Origin of the sequence: Gluconobacter sp., assembly GCF_047723935.1 — a bacterium.
Taxonomy (GTDB): Bacteria; Pseudomonadota; Alphaproteobacteria; order Acetobacterales; family Acetobacteraceae; genus Gluconobacter.
In genome coordinates, this window is the sequence record NZ_JBDOBO010000049.1 from 1 (window position 1) to 18329 (window position 18329).

The following is an 18329-nucleotide window of genomic DNA, read 5'->3' on the forward strand; positions in this document are numbered from 1 at the left end:
GACTGGCGGCGTTACAGGGATCGCAACCACATCGAGCGGATGTTCAACAGGCTCAGGCAGATGTGCCGCATCGCGACCCGCTACGACAAGACCGCCTTATCCTTCAACAGTTTCCTCAATATCGCCGCCGCAAAACTCTGGATTGGCTCTTTTGTCAACGTGACCTAGGCTACAGGCGATGTAGTATAGATCTTTTGTAAATATGACAGAGGATATGTTAAAGTTTTTTACAAAACAAACTAGACGAGAATCATTCCGTGATACCGAAGATTATCCGCCGAGAACAGGCGAAAAACAGCCTCGTATTCAACGGGGAGAGGTACACATCGGATATTTCCGGTCAGATTGAAGTAGAGCATTATCATCGCTACCTCATGGCACAACAGTTCTGTGCTGACCGAGTAGTCCTCGATGTTGCTTCGGGCGAAGGCTATGGGGCAGCAATGATTGCCCAGGTTGCGCGGTTTGTGCAGGGCGTAGATATTGATGCCGAGACCGTCAACCATGCCAGTCGCGAGTTCCCTCGACCCAACCTGAGATTTACTCAGGGAGATGCCACAAAGCTCCCCGTTGAGGACCAGTCCTTTGATACGCTGCTCTCATTTGAGACCATTGAGCACATCGAAGACCATGACGGGTTTCTGAGAGAGATAAAACGGTCACTTCGTTCAGAGGGGCTTTTAATCATCAGTTCACCCGATACGGATGTCTATTCAGCAGCTGGAGAACCTAGAAATCCATTCCATGTTCATGAGTTGACCAAAAGTAATTTCGTTGATCTGTTACAGAAGCAGTTCCGTCATGTTGCGTTTCTCATCCAGAAACCCATGATTGGGTCGATTATCTTGGCAGAAGAACAATCAAGCTGTGAGCCCCTGGTTTTTGAAAAGCGCGATGCCAATTATTTTGAAGTCTCGTCTCAGCCATCGCATGCGCCTTATTTGATTGCATTCGCTTCTGACAATCCTCTGCCAGAGATCCCAAACTCCTTCTACATTCATCGGACAGATCTCGACACTGATATGACCGAGCGTCTGACACAGGCGCGTCGCGCTATCGAAGCCGAGCAAAAATTGAGTGAGGCTTTAGATCGTTTGCACGAGATAGAAGCAGCCCAAATAGAATACCAGAACAGTACCTCTTCCGCCTGCTCTGAGAGTGTGGAACACTATCAGGAAGAAGCTGTACAGCTACGAAACGAGGTTGCAAAGCTCCATCAGGAGATGAGCAGCCTTGAAGCAGCTTTCACGCAAAAGATGAGCCAAAATCAAAGCGATGTTGCATCATTGCGTGGACTGCAGATGCGCACCGAGGCAGAGCTTCTGGTTTCCCAAAAGCAATTACGGGAAACCAAAAAATTTCTTGAGAATATCGAAGCGCATCAGAATGCCGTGCGTGAGGCAGATGCCCGTGCCTGGCAGGCCGATATAGAATCTGGGCGTCTCCTTGTGCGTCGTCTCTCCGAGGAAGCTCAGCAGGCGAAGGGCCATATTAATGCGTTTCAGCCAAGTCGGAGCTGGCATGTCGGCTTCCCAATCAGGACCATGGCTGGCATCTCGCCCCGGTTAGTACGTTTGGCGCGGATTGTCGCAAAGGGAGCTTGGTGGACTGCAACAGGGCAAGTTGCTCATCGTCTGAGGCTTCGCCGAGCATATTTCGCAACTCTTAAGCAGAAAACGGAAGCCGCTCATACATCCGGGTTGTCCCCTCGTGAGAGCCCTACCTCACCCGTTAAGCATCAAGCCGATGATGTGGTCTTTACGCCATTCGCTATCCCAACCAGTCACAGGCCTGTCGTTTCAGTTATTATCCCTGCCTATGGACAGGATGATGTAACTTACCGATGCCTCAGGTCTTTTGTTGATAATCTGCCAGATGTTCCCTTTGAAATCATCCTGGCTGATGACGCCTATCCTTACGATGTCCACGAGCCTCGCTTGTCCGAGATTGTATCTGGCATCCGTCATCTCAGACATGAGAGTAATCTTGGGTTTTTGGAATCTTGCAATGCCGCAGCGAAGCTGGCGGTTGGTGAATATCTCTTCTTCCTGAATAACGACACTGAAATCCTTGAAAATTCCCTTGATGCTTTGGTGAGCTTGCTTGAGCGTGATTCGAGTGTGGGAATGACTGGCTCCAAGCTCATCTACCCGGATGGTTCCTTACAGGAAGCGGGGGGGGTTATCTGGAGTGATGCTTCTGGCTGGAACTGGGGGCGTAACGGAGACCCTCTGCAGCCGGAGTTCAACTACCCCCGCGAGGTCGATTATATCTCCGGTGCAGCTATCATGATTAGAAGGTCGCTGTTCGAGATACTGGAGGGGTTCGATAGACATTTCGCGCCAGCCTATTACGAAGATACTGATCTCGCTTTTCGAGTGCGGAATGCTGGTTTCAAGGTTGTCTATGCGCCACGCTCAGTCGTTATCCATCATGAGGGCGTTTCGCACGGAACCGATTTGACGAGTGGTATTAAAGCCCGTCAAGTTATCAATCAAAAGCTCATGGCTGACCGTTGGCGAGATGTGCTGGAGAAGCAGCATTATCCAAATTCGGCAGATCTCTATCGTGCCGTTGACCGCGGGCGGAATAAGCGCGTCATTTTGATTATAGACCATTATGTCCCAGAGCCAGACAGGGATGCTGGATCTCGCACCATTACAAACGTCATCGAATGCCTTATTCAGTCTGGCTTTGTCGTGAAGTTCTGGCCACAGAACCGCGCCTACTCGCCGATTTACACGCCGACTCTTCAGGATATGGGCGTAGAAGTGGTGGATAACCGTTGGCAGGGAAGTTTTGATGAATGGCTCAATGAACGTGGTGATTCCATCGACATCGCTCTCGTTAGCCGCCCCAGTATTGCTTTCGAGTTCCTGCCTGCGCTTTGCTCTCGACCTCATTTGGAATTGTGCTTCTATGGCCATGATTTGCATTTTGATAGAATGCGGCGTGAAGCGCGTCTCAAAGGGGACAAGGGTCTTTCCCGCCAGTCCGACGAAATGGAGCAGTTGGAACGGCGCCTGTGGAGGCTCTTCGACCGAAGCCTTTATCTTTCGACGATAGAGCGGGACCACGCGCTTTCTTTAGAGCCAAACGCTGATGTCCGCTCTATTGTGCCGTACTGCTATCGCTATTCCCATCGTCGGGAAAAGATTGTCGAAGGCCGCACAATTCTGTTTGTCGCTGGCTTTGCTCATCCGCCGAATGAAGATGCAGCGCGTTTCTTGGTCGAAGACATTCTGCCGCTTGTTCAGCATCAATACCCTGATGCGCGTGTTCTGCTCGTAGGGTCTCATCCGACAGAAGCTGTGAAGGTGCTGGCTGGACCATCAGTTGAAGTCACAGGCTGGGTCAGTGACAACCATCTGCAAAACTACTACGAGACCAGCCGTGTTGCTGTTGTTCCGCTGAGGTTCGGGGCAGGCGTCAAGGGCAAGGTCGTTGAGGCTTTGCATTATGGCCTCCCACTGGTGACGACCTCCACAGGTGCTGAGGGCATTGAAGATCTGGAGACGGTTCTCTGTGTTTCAGACAGTGCGCAGGCCATTGCCAATGACATCATGAAACTTTTTGCTGACGACGAACGCTGGCTTTCCCAATCTTGGGCGCAGACAGAATTCTCAACAAAACATTTTTCTTTCGAAGCGATGCGTCACTCTCTCCAAGAAGCCCTATTCCCTGAGCAACTGCAGATAAGCCAGGTGGGGAGAACCGGAGAATGAGTGCTGTCATCTTGCAGCAAGACGACAAGATTGCGTGTTACGAATTGGTTGTCCGCGCTTACGACCTTATTTTGAGACGTGTGGCGGATCCCGCTGGAATTGACAGCAATGTCTCGTTTCTTGCTGGTGGCGGTAAACCTGGCGTATTTCTTAGTGGTCTGCTGGCATCTGAAGAATTTCACAATCTGGGCATCTCGTCTGATCCGCGCGAACTATGCGTCCATTACTGGGTCACGAATATCAAGAAGCATGGCATTCGTCCTGTGCCGCCTATACCCTCTCTTGATGGCTCAAGCGACACCATCGAAACACTTCTTCAATTTCTCACATGCCATGAGGTGCGCCGCTTGCCATTGGATCAGGGCGTACTCCGATGCAATGATCTGAGGGCCTACCATTATTGGCGCAGTCTCGTAGCGCAGAATGTCTGTAAGACTGAGCAGGAGGTAGCTTCACTACCGCCTCTCTCTTTTGTGGTCCGGGTAGAGCGGAGCCATTCTCGCTGGAAAAAAGAGCTGCGTGGGCTTCTTGCATCTTTCCAAATACAGACAGATTCGAACTGGCACCTGTGTATCCTGTCGTCAGACCGCTTCATACGCTCTTACTGCCTCTTCAGCTTGGCCCGTGACCATCGTGTTTCCCTGGCGAGGACAGGGCGAGATATTAAAACGACAGGTTGGACTGCCGTTCTTGAGGTGGATGATCGTCTTGAACCAGACGCTTGTGCACTAATTGGGAAAGCCTTGACCTCTGCGTCCGATGCCGAACTTATCTATGCTGATGAGGATGTTCGAGACCGGACTGGATATCGTAACCCTTGGACTAAGGAAAAATGGATACGGTACAAAACGCATTCATCTTTTCTGACGGGGTTAATCCTCTTTCGACGCGATTTATCTGAACGGCTGTTTCAAGATTTTCTGGCAACAGGAAGAATTACAGTGGAGATGGTGTCGAGCTCCCTGAGAACAGAACAGATCCGCCATCTTCCTGCCATTTTGCTCCATCGAGCGCGGCAAGTTTCTGGTGACGTGCGACCTGCACTTCTGAGACTTCCTCCCCATCAACCTAGCGTGTCTATTATTATCCCCACCAAGGACAAGCCTGGCCTGATCCGTCGCGTCTTAGAGGCCATCTACTACCGCACGAATTACCCGCATGTTGAAATCGTCGTCGTCGATAATGGAACGACGGATGAAGATGCCAAATCAGTTCTGCTTAATGCTGGGCAGCGTGCGAATGTTACAGTGGTTAATGCTCCAGGTCCGTTCAACTGGTCGCATCTGAACAATGTTGGTGTTGCTCATTCTAAAGGAGACGTGGTTGTCCTTCTGAACAACGATGTGGACGTCATCAATGCGTTGTGGCTTGATTATCTCATTGCCCCTCTGATGCAACAGGACATTGGGATAACCGGGGCAGTCCTACTGTTTGCTGATGGGACCGTACAACATGCTGGGGTCGACCTGGAGGTCGGACCTAAGGCAACTCATGTCGGGATAGGCGAAACATTTTCTGAAAATGTTGATGTTGAGTATGACGTGCCCGCAGTGACCGGAGCCTGCCTTGCAATTCGCCGCACATTATTCAATCAGATCGGAGGGCTGGAGGAAGCTCTGCCTGTGACCTGGAACGATATTGATTTGTGTCTGCGGGCTCGGCGAGCGGGGAAACGCGTTGTTATTGTGCCATCTGCCCGTTTACGTCACGATGAATCCTCCACTCGCCTGCCTGACACGGATGTTTCTCAGCGTAGGACAGTCAAAAAAGCACAACAATTCATCCAGCAACGTTACGGTCAGGAACTTGGCGCATGGAAACCGCGCAATTCTCAGGTTAAGGGCTTTGGACCGTATGAACGCTGGTCGTTGGATTATGCTAGGTATTTAGTCCCAAAATTTGATGGGTTGGATTGATGTAGAATATGTCTGGCTCGGAAGTGCAGATTTTGCAGACATATTCATAAAGAGGTGGCCCCTGTTTTTCGGACAGGGCGATAAGCTATAACCCGACCTGAGAGAGGACGGGTTTTATGGGCTCCTGGAAGAGCGTCAGATCCGCATCAGCATGGACGGGCGCGGGCGATGGCTGGACAACGTGTTCATCGAGCGTCTGTGGCGGTCGCTGAAATACGAATGCGTCTACCTGCACGCGTTCGAGACGGGCTCAGAGCTGAGGGCCGGGCTTGGCAGATGGATCGCCCATTATAACGAAAGGCGTCCGCATACGGCGCTGGTTGGACGTAGGTCTGATGAGGTGTATCGTAACGGGCAGATGTTCCCAGATCCGGGAACCAGCAACAGTGCCGTCAGAATGGCGGCATAACAACAACCGGCTATAGCTTATTTAACCCAAAAAACTGTCCGAACAGACGGGACCACCTCTGAAAGATCCGTACGGTGCTTGGTATCGGGCATTCCATGAGCTTATAGCCCTCATTCAGTGTCCGCTATTGGGAAATCCTTCAATGACCCCCGATGTCTGGTATGAGGCGAGTGGCGCCTGTCCGCTGTGGTTCTATTGAACAGACGGGCGGTTAAGGAGGGTGAGCGAAACGACGGCTTTACGAGCAAAATCCACGCCCGATGCGACAATCAGGGGCGTCCTCTTGGCTTTGTCCTCACCCACGGGCAGGTCTCGGACTATAAAGCCGTAAATGCCCTGATGGCACTTCCAGCTCCAAACCCCAGGGCCATGCTGGCTGATCGGGGCTATGACAGCTTCCGCCAAGGTCTGCTGATCATTGAGATCCTACCGGTGATTCCATCACGCAAAGGCCGCAGTGCTCCACAGAAAACAGACTGGCGGCGTCACAGGGAGCACAACCGCATCAAGCGGCTGCTCCACCATCTCAAGCAGATGCGCCGTATCGCGACCCGCTACGACAAGACCGCCTTGTCCTTCATGAGCTTCCTCAATCTCGCAGCCGCAAGACTTTGGATCAGATTTTTTGTCAACGTGGCCTAAACACCTAACATAAGTTTTTTACTATCCTATAACTTATCTTCTACATCCTCTGCGTTCAATAATCGATTTTCGATTGCTTCAATCTATAATTCAGGCGCAACCTTCGTAGCGAAGAGCTCCAGGGACCGAAGGATAAAGCGGTGTTCTGGGTCGACGGAGTGAACCTGTATGGCGATTTCAGTCGCGTGATCGAGCGTTCTGTCCTTTGACAAGGATTCCAAAACATCTTCCGGCGTTCCCAGATGGACATCAAAGGTCCGGATCAGGGTCTCGATATTTGTATCGTCGATCGTATGGCCCGCGGCCCTGAATTTTTTGACCTGCCGCGACAGACCTGTCCTGGCCAGTTGCAGCGCTTCTTCCCGGTCATCTGCGACAAAAACCGAGCGTGAAGCAAGAATGCGAGGGGCCTGTCCCGATGGCAGGGCGGCAAGATATGCTTCAACGATCGGCAATTGCAGATCCGACAGGCTGGCATCCGGCCGTGCGGCGGAACGCGGCTGCGTGCGGGACAGCAGCAGGCCATCACTGTCCTCGCCTGCTTTTTTCCCCCCGAAAGCCGAAAATGTTGCCTGCCAGCTCCGTTTTTCCAGTCCCGTCCCCTGCGGCCAGAGCTGGTTGTCGCCGGGAAGTTCTCCGCCTTTCCAGGCAGATTTGACCGTGTTCAGATTGCGGTTGAACGTTGCATGACGATCCTCGAACCGCTCCCCGAATGCCAGATAGGACGCAGGCGTTCCTCCTGAGCCGAACCCGACTTCAAGCCGTCCTCCCGAAAGAATATCGGTCACGACGGCATCTTCGGCCGTGCGCACCGGCTCTTCCGTCACGAGTGTGACAACCCCCGTGCCGAGGCGAATTCGGGATGTATTTGCTGCGACATAGGACAGGAAAGGAAAAGGCGACGGTAAGCCCCCCTCATCGCCATGAAAATGGTGCTGGGCCACCCAGGCGCTGTGGAAGCCGTAGGTTTCTGCCGCCTTGATCTGTTCGAGGGCCAATGCATAACGCTGGCCGGCCGGGACCGCATCCAGAAGACGCGTGAAGAATCCGAACTGTTTTCGTGACACGGTCGAAGTCGCTTTCAATAGTTTTCCACCAAGGCCGGACGCACGGTGCAGTATCCGTCCATGCGTCCGCAATGTTTTCCTCTTCCCTGAAGAAAACCTTATCCCTGTTTTTCCACTGGAAGGGTTGGATAGCCCAAAGACAGCATGAGCCGGTTCGCCCAGTTAAAAAACGAGGACGCGTTAATCAGATCCAGAATTTCTGCATCGTCAAAGCCCACCTGACGCAGGGCACGAACATGAACGGCGGAAAAACCAATGGGTGTTTGCGAGATCTGGCGGGCCACTTCCGCGACAAACAGCCACTCCTCCGTCGCCTCTACCGGCAATGTTCCAGTCGCAAGCAGTACGGCCAGCGCCTCGGGTGAACCACCCTGCCGTTCGCTGAAACGGGCGTGAACAGACGCGCAGTAGATGCATCCATTGAAACGCGAAACAGCCGCTGCCGCGAGTTCGCGTTCCTTGCGCGCCAGTCCACCGACAGTGTTGTAAAAAATATCCTTGTCGCTGCGGGTTCGCGCGCCGAGAACCCGCGGATCCCGGGCGAGCAGCATAAAATACGGCGACTTGGCGCGGGCCCGATCCACCAGCCCTTCGTAATGCTCCTCCGTCAGCTCGCTTTCCTCCAGCGGTGAAAGCCAGGGATGCCAGTCCAGAACAGCGGCCGTGAAAAGAGTGGGCTCCCGATGATCCGGGCGTGAGGAACTCTGTTGGGTGACGCTCATGATGTGCTCTCCGGAAGAGCCTGGCCCACGGCGGGACCGGCGTGAAGCAGAACTGTCAGGCCATGAATGATCCGGACCTGAAAGGTCAGGAACGAAACGAGCTGGGAAAGCGTCACGATGGCCGTTTCGCTCCATCCTGCTCCCTGCAACGCCTCAAGCGCACCGGCCGACGCATCGCGCGGATGATACACAAGAAGATGCGCATGCCTCAGCGCAGCAGACAGCCGCGTTCCGATCTCCGCAGCGGGGACATCGAACACAAGACCATTGAGATCTTCCTTCGACAGCGGCCCCTGCGGGTAAGCGCCATAGGGCCCTATGGTCCTGCCGTCCCGCACAAGATGCGTGATGGTGGCAGCAAGAGCATCGCCGTCCCTGCTTCGCTTCAGAAGGGCCAGATACAGGCGATAGATTTCCTGTTCCCCATGCAACCCGGCGACAAACGACGCGACCGCCAGACGTTCCGTTCTGGAAAATCCGTCCTCCCGTTTCGGATTAAGAAGAAGTGCGGCGCTTTCCTGTGCATTGTCACGCAGAACACTACGGTTACGCCTCAAGATGTCGAGCCACGATCCTTCCTCAATCCCAACGACATGATCGATCAGGTCCTGAGGCGGGTCTGCTTCAAAGGAAAATTCTGTTGTCATTGGCTCATCCCAAAAGGAGTGACTGGTGAGGGCGCTCAAAAGACGTACCCAATTTTCGCATAGTAATATCCGCCCTCATACCCACCAGGAGCAGTCGTCGGATACTTGATGGTGCCCTGCGTTTCAGAGATTGTGCTCTCCTTCACGCGGGTCGGATACTTGTTGAACAGATTATTGGCCCCTGCGCTCAGGGTAAATCCGTGTCCAACCCGCGCACTGAGTGCAAGATTGGTCTGAACCTGCGGGCGGATATGCGTCCAAGTCGAAGACGGATCGCCGCTGTAATTGATCCACTCTACCCCGGCGTAACGCTGTTCCTGCACATACACACTGTACGGCCCCCTGGACCAGTTCAGTGCAAAGGACTCCTTGTTCTTGGGAGAGGCCCGCAGGAGGTTATTGCGCGAAAGGCTGTCGTAATACGTCTGCCCCAACTGCTGGAGAACCTCGGGTGTAGCAGCATAATGGGTGACTTCCGTATCGGCCACATTGGCCTGCACGCTTCCGATCAGCACGCCCCAGCGCGGTGCAAGCGGAAACTGGTAGCTCAGCTTGGCCGTAAAGCCGTTGGTGGTCGTATTGCCAATATTGGTCATGTAATTGACGAATATCCTGTCCGTCGGGCTGCTGCTGATGCCCTGCTCGTACAGAAACTGGTTCATCTGGGTGCCGGAAAACTCCGTGGTGCTCTCGATCCGATCGTTGATATCAATACGATACCCGTCCAGCGTCAGATGCAGCGCATCAATGGGAGACCAGTCAAACCCGATGTCGTAACTGCGGGACGTCTCGCCTTTAACGCCCGTGGCACCCAGCAGCTTGGCAACCGGATCGAATGACGACAGATTTTCCGTTACCTGCCCGGGTCCGGTAGACGTTGCATTGTAATGAACGGCCCCCAGAGTCGGCGCGCGGTACCCCGTGTTGACGCTCGCACGCAGCGCAAAGCGTTTGGTGAAATTATACCGCATTCCGATGGAGCCGGTCGGAGCTGCCCCCTTGTCAGAATAGCTGACAGCGCGCCCCCCGATCGTCATTTCCCATTTTTTCGTCAGGAACAGGTCCAGCCCGACATGACCGTCAAAAATGTCCCGCGACCAGTTGCCTGCATTCTGCGGCTCGAACCCGGCATAGCCGGCCGCACCGGAGCTTGGCTGAACACCCGTCTGCCCGGCAAGCACAGGCCCGGTCGCCCAGGACTGATAATCACCCTGGCCGATCTGATAGGTATCATGCCGATATTCAAGGCCAAAATTCAGTTCCGCAGGTTTGGCGAGATGCGGAACATCGAATTTTTTCGAAAACTTCGCGCCGCCAATCAGCTCGGATGAAATCAGCTGGCCCTGATGGAAGCTCGTCTGGCTATCCACACCAAAAGTCGGATTCTCATCATTTTCAACGTCTTCGTTCACCCGTTCACGACCAAAGGACGCATAGGTATTCCAGGCCAGCCCATCGTGAAGAACGCCACGGAGGCCGCCATTGACCTGAAAATCAAGCTCATCAAACACTTCGATTGGCGAATATCCGTTCGGATAAAGCGCGCGCGTCGTATTGTTGTTGGCGGGCCCACGGAAAAACCCGACCCGATCCGTCGAGCGATGCGCCAGCGTGCCGGTCGCATAGCCCTCTACCCGATCCGTAATCGGGATATGCCCGTTGAAGCTGAACACTTCCGCAAGGGACTTGCTGACGCCTTCAACACGGTTAACGTCCTGCCCGACGCGGTTTTTCATGTCCGCGTCCTGCGGCAGGGAATAGAGGTTGGCCGTATTCAGGGCATCACGATGGCTGGGGAGCTGGTTTAAAACCTGCCAGGCAACATCGATGCCCCCACCCTGATTTCCGATCTTGTGTTCAATGTCACCATAGCCCTCAAAGGCTTGGCCATCCCTGGCGTAAAATCCGCTGTTCATGAGATTGACGGTGCCACCATTTCTGGCACCCGACTTAAGCACAATATTAATGGCGCCCCCGATCGCATCCTGCCCGTAAAGCGCCGTCGCACCTTCCGTAACAATTTCGATATGATCGATTGCACTCAGAGGGATCAGGCTCAGATCGGCCGGCTGGGTTCCCTTGGCGGGACCATCTCCCCAATTGCCAAGCGCGCTGGTATGGCGCCGCACGCCATTGACCAGAACGAGCGTTTCATCAGCGTTTAGGTTCCGGAGGATGACAGTCTGGGTCGGGGTCGTGGAATACGCGCCGCCGCCGCCGCCGGGGGGCGCGTTCAGCTCCGGAGAGGTCTGTTGCAGGGCTGCGATGACATTGGTCTGGCCGGTCTGGAGAAGCTGCGCCCCCGTAACGGTCGCAACACGCACCGTGCTTTTTGTGGGTGTAGAGACCCGGAACGCAGATGCAACATTCTCGCGGCTTCCTTTGGCCAGAACCTCTTCCGCAGAGCCATGATCTTCCACGTCTTTCGCGCGAGCAGGAGGAAGGACCGTTCCAGAACGCGTCTGGGGCACGGAGACGCGGCTTTCGGGCCGGGCCTGCGCCACTTCAGCCGTCTTGCGGGTTTCCTTGTGACTTCTGCGCACTGATTGTGCATCATCAGAATGCTTTGTCACATCGGACGCGATAGCCACAGGCGCCACACCGAGGGACAGAAGCAGGGTGGTAGCAAACGTCACAGGACGCATGCCTGCGTACTGCAGGCGATCATAGCTCCGTCTGTACAGCATATCTATTTCACTACCAAACACGATGTTATGTCAGCGACGAATCACCAAACCAAAAAGTTTCTAGAAATTCTTTGGTACATAAAAAACATTACCGCAAGGTATTAAATTAGTTGAACTATTTGTTTTAGTCTTTTTAAATTCCCAACAAAACCCACGTTTTCCCGGAGAAAGCGGGAAAAATCCAGGCAGATTTCAGGTGAAACAGACCGAAAATTTTCCTGATGTCCTTGCCGGCCCCTATTCACAATCATCATTTCAAGATAGCCTATTAGAAGCTAACACGAATCTTCTTCGTTAATTAAATACCCTTCCCCAACCTGTGACCACACCATTTCGAAGGTGAAAATGCCGGTTCCTGCTGCCATTCCTTTCCGGCTTTTCCCTACAGGCCTGCTCCTGCTCGCCTGCGCGTTCTCCATGCCCGGCGCGGAGGGTCATTCCCGAAGCAGAACCATCACGTATCTGGAGCCGCAGGAACACACGAATCTTTATCCTCCAGCCGGAGGATTTTATCCCAATGGTGGAATTCTCAGCCAGATTACCGATCGTCTGACCTGGCAGGATCCCCAGACGCTGCAAATCAGGCCCTGGCTGGCAACCGACTGGTCCATGAATGAGGACGATACGGAATACACGTTCCAAATCCGTCCCGATGTCACGTTCTCGGATGGATCGCCGCTTGATGCGCGTGCCGTGGCTCTGAATTACCAGACCTACGGCAAAGGCAACACCGCGCTGCATTTCCCGGTTTCGGAAGCAATCAGCAATTTCGATCATGCGGAGGTTCTCGGCCCTCTTACCGTAAAATTTTACTTCACCCACCCCGCCCCCGGCTTTCTGCAGGCCACGTCCGTTCTGGGATCGGGGATCGTCTCACCCGGTACCCTTCACCGCTCTTTTGATGAACTCGGCATTGCATCCAACGTCATCGGCTCCGGCCCCTTCGTCGTCTCGGCGGATATTCCGGGCAAGGAAGTCGATCTTACGGCCCGCAAGGACTACAGCTGGGGCCCGGAAGATCGCCCCGCACGCGCCAGACTGGACCAGATCAAAATTCTGGTCGTGCCTGAAGACAGCATCCGGGTTGGTGCTCTTCTGGCGGGTCAGGCAGATATCATCCGTCAGGTCGAAGCATATGATGAAGAGCAGATCAGGCACGCCGGATACAGCCTCCATGCGCCCTCGACCCGTGGCGTCAACACAGGCCTCGCCTTTCGTCCGGAGAATCCGCTTGTGGCGGATATCCGCGTTCGGGAAGCCCTTTTGCACGGAACGGACCGGCAGGAAATCGTCAATGTTCTCTATTCAGAGAACTACCCTCTGGCACGTTCCGTCATTTCATCAAAAGCCGCCGGGTTTATCGATCTTTCCGAGAAGCTGACATTTGACCCGGCCCGTGCCGCACAACTGCTCGACAGTGCAGGATGGAAGCGCGGCGAAGACGGCCTGCGCTACAAAGATGGCCATCCGCTGCGTCTGGGAATCCACATCTCCCTTCCTCACCCGCAGAACAAGACCATGCTTGAGCTTGTGGCGCAGCAATGGCGAAAGCTGGGTGTCGAACTCGATATCATGTCCGGCTCGGCGGCAGGTGTACTGCTCGACAATCTTGATCCGCAGAGAACCCCTCTGACGGTTTCGGAAGTCGGCCGGGCAGACCCCGATGTGCTGAAAAGCGAGTTCTTCCCGAGAAACCGCGACGCCCTTCTGCAAAAGGATGGGCAAAGCAAAAAGGTGCAGCATTTTCAGGACCCGCCCCTGAACGCCATGCTGCTTGATATTGCCTCCCAAACCGATCGTGCCGAACGTCTCAAACAGGTCGTTGCAGTACAGAAATACCTGATCGACAATGCCTACGACATCCCGCTTTTCGAAGAACCGCAGGTCTATGCCACCGCGCCAAACCTGACGGGCCTTGGGTTCGAGGCCGTTGGACGGCCTGTCTTTCAGAATATGGAACTGAACCGCCCATGAGCAGCTCCCGAACCGGCGGATCATTCTCGCTGCTCCGCCACCTCGGCCGCAATGCCGGCATCCAGAGCCTCCGTGCGCTCCTGATCCTCTGGGGGGCTTTCACGGTGACGTTCTTCCTGTTGCAGATGATGCCCGGCGATGCCGTCATGGTCCGGTTCATGGATCCCGAGCTTGGCCTCTCGCCCGAACAGATCGACGCCATGCGCGTTCTCTACAGCGGATCTTCGAGCCCCGTACTCCAGTATTTCCACACGCTCCGACAGATGCTTCACGGAGATTTCGGATATTCCGTCCAGCTCGGCGTACCCGTCCGGCCCCTGATCGCCGCCGCATTGCCTGTCACCTTAAGGCTGGCCGTTGTGGGGTTCATCCTTTCGCTTGTCTGGACGCTCCTCATCGCCACAGGCGCCAGTCTTCTTCCTCTGCGCGCACTGCGTCAGGCTTTCCATGCCCTTCCCGGATTCTGGAGCGCCATTCCGCTCTACTGGTCGGGGATATTCATTATCCAGGTGCTGTCCTTCAAACTCCATCTTTTGCCTGTGGTGGGCGTAGGTCCCTGGGAGGGCGTTATTCTTCCCGCTCTTGCGGTCAGCCTGCCGATCGCCGCGCCACAGGCCAAGCTCCTGCTCCAGCAGATCGAGGAAACCGAAAGACTGCCTTTCGTCATGGCCATCCGGACCAAGGGGGCCAGTCAGGCATCCGTCTTCTTCAGGCATGTGCTGCCCAATTCCGTCACGCCATCCCTGACGATGGCCGGCCTTTCTTTCGGAGAACTGATTGCCGGGGCCATCGTGACCGAAACCATCTTCGGCCTGAACGGGTTGGGCCGTCTCACCCGTGATGCCGTCTCCGGACAGGATGTTGCGGTTTTGCAGGCCATTGTCATGATCGGCGCCACGGGTTTCGTGGCAACCAATCTGGCGGTTGACCTCCTGATCCCCCTGATCAATCCGACCCTGCGTTCCTCCACGGCGGAATGGAAGGAAAAATCCGGATCATGAAGCGCCTCTCCCTCTTCCGTCCGGAAAGCATCCTGTCCGTGGGGGTTCTTGCCATTTTTGCGCTGGCCATCCTCTGGCCGTCCGCCCTGACCAGCAACGATCCCACGACAGGCATTGCAAAAGACCATCTCCTGGCACCCGGCTGGGCCCACTGGTTTGGAACGGATCAGCTTGGCCGCGACGTTCTGGCACGTATCGTCTATGGCGCACGCGAAACGCTGCCCGCGGCGTTCCTTGCCACCCTCACGGCCGTGATTCTCGGGTCTTTCATCGGCGGCCTGGCAGCCCTGTCAGCGCCGGTTGTGGATAAGGCTCTGTCCGGCCTTATCGACGTGCTTCTTTCCATTCCGGAACTGCTGCTGGCTCTGACCGTCGTGATCCTGACAGGCTTTGGCCCCGTTCATGCTGCCATAGCCGTGGGCATCAGCCAGACGGCAGGCTTTGCACGGATCATCCGCAATCTGGTCCGCAGTCTTCGCGCCATGCCCTATATCGAGGCCGCACGCCTGTCTGGGACGGGCTTTGGCGGCATGATCTGGTGGCACATCCTTCCCAATGCCTTCCGACCGGTTCTGGGGCTGGCGGTCCTGCGCTACAGCACGGCGATCCTCTCACTCGCCACCCTTGGCTTCCTCGGCTATGGCGCGCCCCCTCCCACACCCGAATGGGGCCTGATGATTGCGGAAGGGCGCGACTATCTGGCGACGGCCTGGTGGATGACCACCTTTCCCGGTCTGGCCCTGCTGACGGTTGCACTCGCCACAAACCGCCTGAGCCACGCCATCACGCGCCCAGGGGAGGGTCAGCCATGAACACGCAGTCCCCGGTCCTTGATGTCAGCCGCCTTGGCATTTCCTATGATGGGAAGCCGGCAGTGGAAAACATTTCCTTCCAGACGTTTCCCGGCCGGACGATGGCCCTGATCGGGGAATCCGGGTCTGGAAAATCGACCGTTGCCAAAGCGATCATCCGGCTGCTGCCTTCCAATGCGCGTCTTACGCACGGCACCATCACCCTGAATGGGATCTCCCTTCCAGACGCGACACCACGCAGCCTGAATGCCATTCGCGGTCGCCAGATCGGCTTTATCCCACAGGACCCCTCGAATTCTCTCGATCCGTGCCTTCCGGTTGGAAAACAGATTGAGGAAGTTCTGCGCCTTCATACCCCCCAGAGCCGGGCGGAAAGACGCGGGCACGTTCTGCACCTGCTGGAGCATGTTGGTTTTTCCGAACCCGAACGCCGTTTTTCACAGTTCCCGCATGAACTTTCCGGGGGCATGAAACAACGCGTTCTCATTGCCATTGCCGTTGCCCTCGCCGCGCCGCTCATCATTGCTGACGAGCCAACCAGCGCCCTGGACGTCACCATTCAGAGTCAGATTCTCGACCTGCTTGACCGCCTGCGGGAAGAAAGCGGCTCTTCCGTGCTCATGATCACGCATGATCTTGCCGTCGCACGGGATCGCGCGCACGACATGATCGTCATGCAGCACGGTCAGATTGTAGAGCGGAACACGAGCCGCACTCTGTTTGAAAATCCGCAGTCGCCCTACACCAGAAAGCTGCTGGCTGACTCGCCCGCTTTTCACGCGCGTCCCGCAACACCCGAACGCCCGGTTTCAGATGCGCGGCCCGTCATTCAGGTTCAGGACCTGACCGTCGCACATGGATCACGAACCGCTATCGACCGCCTTTCCTTCAGCGTTCAGCGCGGAACAACGCACGGCATCATTGGCGAGTCAGGGTCCGGGAAGACGACTCTTTTGCGGTGCCTGATGGGTCTCATCCCCCCGCAATCCGGCTCAGTTCACATCAACGGTAAAGATATTTTCTCCGAGACCTCCACAGAACGCCGCCAGCGTCTTCGGAGCATGCAACTCGTCTATCAGAACCCTTGGAGTTCTCTGGATCCACGGCTGACAATCCGCCAGATTATTGAAGAACCCCTACGCAATCATTTTTCTGAGGGCAAAGTCTGGCGCAATGCACGCCTGCATGAGCTACTGGAAAGCGTGCGTCTGCCAGAGGCTCTTCTGGATCGTTATTCTTCAGAAATATCCGGCGGCCAATGCCAGCGCGTTGCTTTGGCCCGGGCACTGGCGGCTAAGCCTGACATTCTCGTTCTGGATGAGTTTGTCTCCGCCCTCGACGTTACCGTGCAGGCCCGGATTCTGGATCTTCTCTCCGAATTGCAGAAAGAACTCGGGCTGACATTCGTTTTCGTCTCTCACGATCTGGCCGTTGTCAGGCTGATTGCCGATACGCTTTCCGTTATCCGGCATGGGAAACAGCAGGAATACGGTGATGTGGAACAGATTATCAGGGAACCTGCCTCCCCCTACACGAAAATGTTGCTACAAGCCATTCCAGGAAAAAGGATATGGAAATAAAATATCGTCTATTGAAGACATAATAATTTTACTAACCCCTTAACCGAAATCGCTTTTATAAATTTATACTTACCAAGCGCTCAGGTCACGTTGACAAAAGGTCTATACGATCTACCTAAGATCTAATTCACTTCCTGCCTGTGGGATGAGGAGCAGGGAGAATAGGTATGGCACAAGGCGATCTGACAGATCATGAATGGTCGATGATTGCTCCGCTTCTGCCGCCTGAGCGCGAACGTTGAGCTCGACCATCCGGAGACAATCGCCTGTTTCTCAATGGCATGCTACATGTTCTGGGCACAGGCTATCCTCGGCGGGACCTGCTTGGACGCTATGGCAAGTGGAACTCCGTTTATGTCCGGCTTCGCCGTCGGGCCGAACAGGGCGTGTGGGATGCCTGTTGCAAACCCTAGTAGAGCTGAGGCTGACCGATGTATGCTCGACAGTCCCGTAGTCCGTGCCCATTCGCAGGCAAGCGGGGCAAAAGGTCGCTCATGCGGAAACTTTTAGTCGTTTACATGGCGGCTTTAGGAGCAAAATCGCACGCCCGGTGCGACAATCAGGGACGTACTCTAGGTGTTTAGTCCCGTGGTTTGATGGGTTGGATTGAGGATGAATCTTTCTGGCTCTGAAGTCCATATTTTGCAGACATATTCGTAAGGTGTGAGGCCACTGAGGGTCTTGAGCCTTCGCCCGAAATTATAGGCTGCCATGAAGTCGTTGAGGTGTGTCCTCAACTGCTCATGACTGTCGTAATGGAAGCGTTTGACGGTTGCCTCCTTGATTGTCCGGTTCATCCGCTCAACCTGACCGTTCGTCCAGGGATGATTGGGTTTCGTCAGACGATGTTCGATCCCGTGAGCTTCGCAGATCATGTCGAAGCGCATGGGACGCGACCAGGCCGTATTGCGATTACGGGGTTGGTCAGCGAACTGGATCCCATTGTCGGTCAGGATGGTGTGGATCCGGTAAGGGATGATGCTCAGGAGATATTCGAGGAATTCCCAGGCGGTCTTCCGATCGGCTTTCCCGACCAGTTGTGTGACAGCGAATTTGCTTGTCCGGTCGATGGCAACGAAGAGGTACAGCTTACCTTCAGCGGTCTGGACTTCCGCTATGTCGAGATGAAAGAACCCGATCGGGTAGC

12 protein-coding genes and 2 pseudogenes are annotated in these 18329 nt (G+C 55.0%); 9 read left to right on the plus strand and 5 right to left on the minus strand.

The genetic code is table 11. The features are described 5' to 3' along the window. Positions 1 to 257 precede the first annotated feature (257 nt). The 4 genes and pseudogenes from ABF979_RS12760 (at position 258) to ABF979_RS12775 (ending at position 6692) form a co-directional block, all read left to right on the plus strand. A complete protein-coding gene (locus ABF979_RS12760) occupies positions 258 to 3725 on the plus strand; it encodes a glycosyltransferase (protein WP_415536545.1) in 3468 nt (1155 codons plus the stop codon). 695 nt (positions 3726 to 4420) lie between these two features. Then, positions 4421 to 5641, plus strand: a complete 1221-nt coding sequence (locus ABF979_RS12765) for a glycosyltransferase family 2 protein (protein WP_415560245.1) — start codon at positions 4421 to 4423, stop codon at positions 5639 to 5641. Positions 5642 to 5753: 112 nt separating this feature from the next. Further along, a pseudogene (locus tag ABF979_RS12770) lies at positions 5754 to 6050 on the plus strand (integrase core domain-containing protein); the annotation flags it as partial. A 186-nt stretch (positions 6051 to 6236) separates the two neighbouring features. Continuing rightward, positions 6237 to 6692 (plus strand): transposase, encoded by a 456-nt coding sequence (locus tag ABF979_RS12775; RefSeq protein WP_415518876.1) that lies wholly within the window; start codon positions 6237 to 6239, stop codon positions 6690 to 6692. Positions 6693 to 6775: 83 nt separating this feature from the next. On the opposite strand, the gene ABF979_RS12780 is transcribed toward ABF979_RS12775, so the two are convergent. From ABF979_RS12780 to ABF979_RS12795, 4 genes are all read right to left on the minus strand, one after another. Continuing rightward, positions 6776 to 7777 carry a putative FMN-dependent luciferase-like monooxygenase gene (locus ABF979_RS12780; RefSeq protein WP_415554200.1) on the minus strand — a complete coding sequence of 334 codons (1002 nt, stop codon included), beginning with the start codon at positions 7775 to 7777 and terminating at the stop codon, positions 6776 to 6778. Positions 7778 to 7857: 80 nt separating this feature from the next. Next, positions 7858 to 8481: an alkylhydroperoxidase domain protein gene (locus tag ABF979_RS12785; protein ID WP_415536550.1), complete on the minus strand. Its 624-nt coding sequence runs from the start codon at positions 8479 to 8481 to the stop codon at positions 7858 to 7860. Continuing rightward, positions 8478 to 9128, minus strand: a complete 651-nt coding sequence (locus ABF979_RS12790; protein WP_415518870.1) for a CMD domain protein — start codon at positions 9126 to 9128, stop codon at positions 8478 to 8480. Before ABF979_RS12790 ends, ABF979_RS12785 begins: the two co-directional genes overlap by 4 nt. Before the next feature lie 35 nt (positions 9129 to 9163). Then, the gene (locus tag ABF979_RS12795) at positions 9164 to 11815 is read right to left on the minus strand and encodes a TonB-dependent receptor plug domain-containing protein (protein ID WP_415560247.1); all 2652 of its coding nucleotides are present in this window, start codon (positions 11813 to 11815) and stop codon (positions 9164 to 9166) included. A 345-nt stretch (positions 11816 to 12160) separates the two neighbouring features. Here ABF979_RS12795 and ABF979_RS12800 point away from each other — a divergent pair, with 345 nt between their 5' ends. The 5 genes and pseudogenes from ABF979_RS12800 to ABF979_RS12820 all read left to right on the plus strand — a co-directional run. Continuing rightward, entirely contained in the window at positions 12161 to 13789 is a 1629-nt protein-coding gene (locus tag ABF979_RS12800) for a TIGR04028 family ABC transporter substrate-binding protein (protein WP_415536554.1), read from the plus strand. Further along, positions 13786 to 14790, plus strand: a complete 1005-nt coding sequence (locus ABF979_RS12805; RefSeq protein WP_415536556.1) for an ABC transporter permease — start codon at positions 13786 to 13788, stop codon at positions 14788 to 14790. The genes ABF979_RS12800 and ABF979_RS12805 overlap by 4 nt, the downstream gene beginning before the upstream one ends. Beyond that, positions 14787 to 15602, plus strand: a complete 816-nt coding sequence (locus tag ABF979_RS12810) for an ABC transporter permease (protein ID WP_415536558.1) — start codon at positions 14787 to 14789, stop codon at positions 15600 to 15602. Before ABF979_RS12805 ends, ABF979_RS12810 begins: the two co-directional genes overlap by 4 nt. Then, positions 15599 to 17182: a dipeptide ABC transporter ATP-binding protein gene (locus ABF979_RS12815; RefSeq protein ID WP_415518861.1), complete on the plus strand. Its 1584-nt coding sequence runs from the start codon at positions 15599 to 15601 to the stop codon at positions 17180 to 17182. Before ABF979_RS12810 ends, ABF979_RS12815 begins: the two co-directional genes overlap by 4 nt. A 257-nt stretch (positions 17183 to 17439) precedes the next feature. After that, positions 17440 to 17595 (plus strand): annotated as a pseudogene (locus tag ABF979_RS12820) (transposase); the annotation flags it as partial. A 159-nt stretch (positions 17596 to 17754) separates the two neighbouring features. On the opposite strand, the gene ABF979_RS12825 reads toward ABF979_RS12820, so the two are convergent. Continuing rightward, positions 17755 to 18329, minus strand: a 575-nt coding sequence (locus tag ABF979_RS12825; protein ID WP_415560249.1) for a DDE-type integrase/transposase/recombinase, incomplete at its 5' end; no start/stop codon positions are given.